This is a genomic window from Agriterribacter sp., from assembly GCF_035444585.1.
Taxonomy (GTDB): Bacteria; Bacteroidota; Bacteroidia; order Chitinophagales; family Chitinophagaceae; genus Agriterribacter.
The window spans coordinates 1-5,026 of sequence record NZ_DAOMOZ010000291.1 but is presented as its reverse complement, the minus strand read 5'-3'; the positions used below and the strand labels follow the sequence as shown (position 1 = coordinate 5,026).

8 protein-coding genes are annotated in these 5,026 nt (G+C 44.4%); 6 read left to right on the top strand and 2 right to left on the bottom strand.

The features are described from left to right. Nucleotides 1-142 precede the first annotated feature (142 nt). Nucleotides 143-595 carry an SRPBCC family protein gene (locus PLH26_RS20230; RefSeq protein ID WP_324587836.1) on the top strand — a complete coding sequence of 151 codons (453 nt, stop codon included), beginning with the start codon at nucleotides 143-145 and terminating at the stop codon, nucleotides 593-595. Between the two features lie 343 nt (nucleotides 596-938). Here the strand turns inward: PLH26_RS20230 and PLH26_RS20225 are convergent, their stop codons facing one another. Next, the gene (locus PLH26_RS20225; RefSeq protein ID WP_324587835.1) at nucleotides 939-1,214 is read right to left on the bottom strand and encodes a helix-turn-helix domain-containing protein; all 276 of its coding nucleotides are present in this window, start codon (nucleotides 1,212-1,214) and stop codon (nucleotides 939-941) included. A gap of 553 nt (nucleotides 1,215-1,767) precedes the next feature. On the opposite strand from PLH26_RS20225, the gene PLH26_RS20220 reads away from it, so the two are divergent. The 5 genes from PLH26_RS20220 to PLH26_RS20200 all read left to right on the top strand — a co-directional run bounded on the left by PLH26_RS20220 (nucleotide 1,768) and on the right by PLH26_RS20200 (nucleotide 4,775). Then, complete coding sequence (locus PLH26_RS20220; RefSeq protein WP_324587834.1) at nucleotides 1,768-2,217, top strand: hypothetical protein; 450 nt, start codon at nucleotides 1,768-1,770, stop codon at nucleotides 2,215-2,217. After that, entirely contained in the window at nucleotides 2,214-3,101 is an 888-nt protein-coding gene (locus PLH26_RS20215; protein WP_324587833.1) for a HEPN domain-containing protein, read from the top strand. The genes PLH26_RS20220 and PLH26_RS20215 overlap by 4 nt, the downstream gene beginning before the upstream one ends. Beyond that, complete coding sequence (locus PLH26_RS20210) at nucleotides 3,082-3,684, top strand: hypothetical protein (RefSeq protein WP_324587832.1); 603 nt, start codon at nucleotides 3,082-3,084, stop codon at nucleotides 3,682-3,684. The genes PLH26_RS20215 and PLH26_RS20210 overlap by 20 nt, the downstream gene beginning before the upstream one ends. Beyond that, on the top strand, nucleotides 3,671-3,967 hold the full coding sequence (locus tag PLH26_RS20205) for a hypothetical protein (protein ID WP_324587831.1): 297 nt from the start codon (nucleotides 3,671-3,673) through the stop codon (nucleotides 3,965-3,967). Before PLH26_RS20210 ends, PLH26_RS20205 begins: the two co-directional genes overlap by 14 nt. 184 nt (nucleotides 3,968-4,151) lie before the next feature. Then, nucleotides 4,152-4,775, top strand: a complete 624-nt coding sequence (locus tag PLH26_RS20200) for a nuclear transport factor 2 family protein (RefSeq protein WP_324587830.1) — start codon at nucleotides 4,152-4,154, stop codon at nucleotides 4,773-4,775. A 2-nt stretch (nucleotides 4,776-4,777) separates the two neighbouring features. Here PLH26_RS20200 and PLH26_RS20195 read toward each other — a convergent pair. Beyond that, on the bottom strand, nucleotides 4,778-5,026 hold a 249-nt coding region (locus PLH26_RS20195; RefSeq protein ID WP_324587829.1), incomplete at its 5' end, for a hypothetical protein.

The following is a 5,026-nucleotide window of genomic DNA, read 5'->3' as shown; positions in this document are numbered from 1 at the left end:
GCTTGATCTTTTTGAATAATTTAAAAAAAATGTCAACCTATTTTAGGCACGCACACGTCTCACGTTTCACGTTTCACAATTCACAACTCACAACTCACTATTCACAACTCACAATTCACAATTCACAATAAAAACAATTTTTATGTCTACCAACAGTGTAACACTACACCGTGTATTAACAGCGGCTCCTGAAAAAGTGTTCCGTGCTTTTTCCGATCCGCAGGCTTATGCAACATGGCTTCCTCCTTACGGCTTTGTGGCCGTAGTACACCAAATGGATTTTAAGGAAGGAGGTGATTACAAAATGTCATTTATCAATTTCTCCACCAACAAAGCGCAGTCTTTCGGGGGAAAATTTGTTGAGATCAAACCCAATGCGTTTATCAAAATTACAGATCAGTTTGACGACCCCAACCTGCCCGGGGAAATGATCACATCGGTGTGGCTTAAGAAGGTTTCCTGCGGCACTGAGCTTAAGGTGGTCCAGGAAGGCATCCCGGCGGCCATCCCGGCTGAAATGTGCTATCTCGGCTGGCAGGACTCCCTGGAAAAACTGAAGAAGCTGGTAGAGCCAGAGATCCCGGATGGTAATTGATGTTGTTGCAGGGCTGGGAATAATACATTATATAACCACTACAATTCCGGCGCAGGTAAAGCTTGCGCCATTTTCTTTGGCAGGGAAATGTCGTTTGAACCTTAGCCTTTGCTAAAGCGGGTTATTTTAATTTTAAGCGCTATCCGTTTCGCGGGACTATAAGGACTCTGTGGGACATTTTATATTTTGCTAAAGATATTGCGTCCTATAGTTACCCCGCTGCATGAAAGAAATACAGGAAACAACTTTCAAACACCGGCAGCTTACAAATGATAACTTCAATGCCAAACAACATCGTACGGTATTTCACCTCAATAATGCGGCGTTGCTTTGCCGGCCGGGATCACTTCTTCTTTTTTCCCGCCGGTTTAAAAGGCACGGGATCATCTGCAGCCATCGTGAGCTGCGTGATGAGCACAACGTCGCTGCAGATGTATTCCAGCAGATCGGCAGGCGCTACGTCAATGGCCAGGGCGATCAGGTATAATTCTTCAGCCCTCAAATGGCTTCTTTCATTAAGCGTAAGCTCGTTCATCCGGGCTTTGGTGAGACCGGTTTTGCGGGCCACTTCGGCCTTGTTCACAGATTTTTGAGCAAGGTATAATCCGAGTTTTGTCATTGATTATTAACTTTTTCTGCACGACGGTTCATGCGAAAGATATAAAAGATAAAAAAAAATGAATAATTCTTTTTGTTTATAATATTTTTTACATACTTTAGATATGTTTTTCCATACCATTGATCAAAATAACCATCCCAATGAATAGCAGCTAACCCCCTAATATTTTCTGTCGTAAAGCGCATTTGCTTTATTCTCTGTGTTAAAAACTACGATCTTTTATGACAACGGGATAATAAGGCAGATCGCTCGCGTTCTTTCCTATATTTAAGGCTTGGCGTGGGCGTTCTTATTTCGTTGTCGGGTATCGTAGCCCTTTAGCACGGTAAGGACCAACCCACGTCTTTTTTTTACCCGCCGTAGTTTCAACGAAAACGGGTTACCGGCCGCCGTAGTTGTACAGCCGTTACCAAGGCTTTGGCTGTTTAAAAACGAAGGCAGGTTACGACAACATCAGTTGTACAGCGGTTCCCGAAGCTTTTGGCTGTTGAAAAAGCAAAGATGGGTTGCCGCCGGTTGGTCTCCCAACAATTCCTCACTTCAAAATTGCTTTATGAAAAACACCAGCACCAAACGCCAAAAGCCCAAACCCAGGTTCAAATGGCAAACCGGCGCCTATGCCCGCCATGCGGATTACCAGTTTATCATCCCCGAACAGTTCCTCATGCTGTGCAGGCTGATGGATACCCCTCCCCGCAATATGATCGTTGATTTTATGGATAACCTGGCCTGCGCCAGTTGGAAAAGAGAGGGCAGGGATGCAGCAAAGGAACACCTCATCAGCTATTTTATTGCGCATGGCTACGGGCAGCAGCATTATACCCAAACGGATATCCGCAGCATGTTCAAAGAAATGGACGCCCTGGGCATGTTGTTTCCCGCTCATGGCAGCATGAAAATGATTGACCGCTATTCCAAATGGCGCAAAAAGCAGCATCGCTACTGGTTTAAGCACTGGCATCGCAAACCGCGGCGCAGGCTAACCGAACATGCCGAACCATGAACGAGGTACTTCCATATACGCCATACAGCACAGCATTTGCCACACACAGGCATGCAGTGGTTAAGAGTATCGTAAAAGCTGCTGCTCCGGAAAGTATTCTTTTGCTGGGACTGAAAACCCAACACATAAAAGCGGAGAGCATTTTCAATAATGCGATCGGCAACACTACATCCATTGCAGACACCTGGCTGCTTGTATTGCTGGGCAGCTTTGGCAATAAAAGCCACAGGGAATGGCAGGATAAAATAGAAGCACATTGCAGTATGATCGTGCCCACCACTACTATCGTTATGGAAGCTGCTGTTTTTAAAGAACGGGTAATGCGTGAAGACCGGCTTGCTGCCCATGTATTGCAACAGGCTGAATGCCTGTACAGTATTGCCGATATGCCATACAATGAAATCACCAATGCCGAACCTGCCGGTTCGGGTGAAACGGGTTCTGTTTTAAATACGGGCATCAATAAGGCAAAAGAGTTTTTAGCGGGTGCAGAGCTTTACCTGGTGAGAAAGCAATATAATCTTTCGGCCTTCATGCTGCATCAGTCTGCAGAGCAGTCATTACTGGCGCTGCTGTCGGCAACAACAGGATTTTACGTTAATACACATAATGTGGAACGTCTGTTGCGCTATTGCAGCTTTTTAGCAGGTGCGCTAACAGCGTTGTTTCAACTTCAGCGGGAGGAGGACAAAAGGCTGATCAAACTATTGCAAAAAGCGTATATAGATACCCGTTATGGAAAAGATTACAGCATTCATCACAGCGACCTGCTGCAGCTTACCGAAAAGATAAGATGCATAGCAGATATTGTATCTTCCGCAGATAAGCAAATGATCAATACATTAACCCCAACAACAATGCCGCATGAAAAGCAATACCGGTGAGCGTGAACGGTTTCAGAAGCCGTTCTCCTTTTTAAGCCATACCAAAACAAGTCTGCCTGCCGCATTACAGGCGGTATTCCAAAATTTCCAGCCGGAAGATTTCTCCAGCAGGTTGAACCAGTGGCAACGCATGGCCCTGGCCAACGACCAAAGCGCTTATGATGCAGCCGCTGCAAGGGAAGACCTGATGGATGTAACGGATGTTTTGAAAAAGCTGGTGGAGTGCTGGCATATTATTTTCACAAAAAAGTTTTTAAAGAACAGCAGGTCTAAAACCAAACTGGAACGTTTGCAAAGAAAGATATTGGCACAACACGGCTTTGTTTATACATTAACAAAGGATGAGCAGGCAAAGCCCATGCTTTTTTTGCGCAGGTTTTGCCGTGTCTTTGACCGCGGCTATATTGAAACGGAGCTGCTGGATATGCTGGACGCTGTAATTACCTACAATGGCATAAATGAAAACGACAAAGGCAACCTTGTATTCTTTTACCAGCACCTGCTCTTCCTGGTGAAACTGTCTTATAAAATAAACAGGGCTAAACCCAGCCACTTAAAACAAACCCAGCATGTACAGCAATAACAACAGGGGTCGCATATCGGCAGAAGAGCTGTGGTATCTCTCCCAAGACGCAGTAGAACGCCCGCAAAAAGTGATCTATGAGTTTTTTGATGGCTACGGACTCGGCAGGACGCATGATATACTCTGGGAGATGCTCAAATGCACGCTCACGCATATTGACACCAACAATTACAGCGAAATTGACAGGGCAAACAGCTTTTACTTTTACGAGAAACTGCTTGAATTGCTGAAAGCGGATTACGTATTGTATCTGAAGATGAAGGAACGTTCCCGGGCATTTTAATGCTTATATCTAACGTGAATTTTAGAAAAAATATTCAACAGGTTGTAATACCGTTTTCCTGTTCATCAATAATTTCACGCGGTGTTCACAGCAAAGCAGCGTTCGCAATGCATTTTTCTTTGCGCACATCGCACGGCAACACCTCTTTGCCATAGAACCCTATCCCGGTTCCTATCCTGATGCGGTGGAATACAAAAAGGAAAACAAAAATGACGAGGTTTGGGTACAAACCTGGGATGTACCCAAAGGCGTGCATAAGGTTACCGGTGTAAAATTAGACGCAGCGGCGCATCGTTTGTACAGGCTTACAAAAGAGAACAAAATCAAAATGATCATTAATTATAGTAACAGAACTGTACTGGATGAAATCGGCGTTAGTTTTTCGAACAGAACCAATGGAAAGATCTACAACCATCACGAAAATATCAATACCGTACGTAAATCAATGTATGCTTACGAAAAAGGCGATTTTGATAAAGCGCTTAGCTTTTTTAGTGATGATGTCAGGTTTTACGATATCAATGACGAGTATGGAAAATACCTGAATAAAATAGAAGTAAAAGCCGACTGGCAAAAACTGTTTACTGATTTTGATATGAAATTTATTGAAATGATCGGATACCCCGATTACCTGGAATATGAAATGGATAATGGCCGTGAGGTATTGTCGTGGTGGAAGCTGCACCTGGTGCGCAAGTCAGATAAAAAAGCAATCATTCTTCCTACGCACATCAGCGATGGCTTTGATGAAAACGGCAAAATTGTTTCCGAAATCGTTTATTACAGTCAGAGCCTGCTGGCCAAATAAACTTAACTGCTCCGGATCCCTGTAGTAGCACCGGCATTTTTGTAATGCAGGATCCCATGAATGATCGTTCCGGCTTGAGTCAAAGCAATGGTAATTAATAATGACAAATATTGAGACAACAGAGCACCTGAAACGGGAAATCGGCATCTGCTCACTGGCATTGGCGGGTGTAAATATGGTGGTGGGTACAGGCATTTTTCCTGACTTGTCCCTTTTAGTGCGGTGGGAATAATTTGCCGACCAGCCCCCTC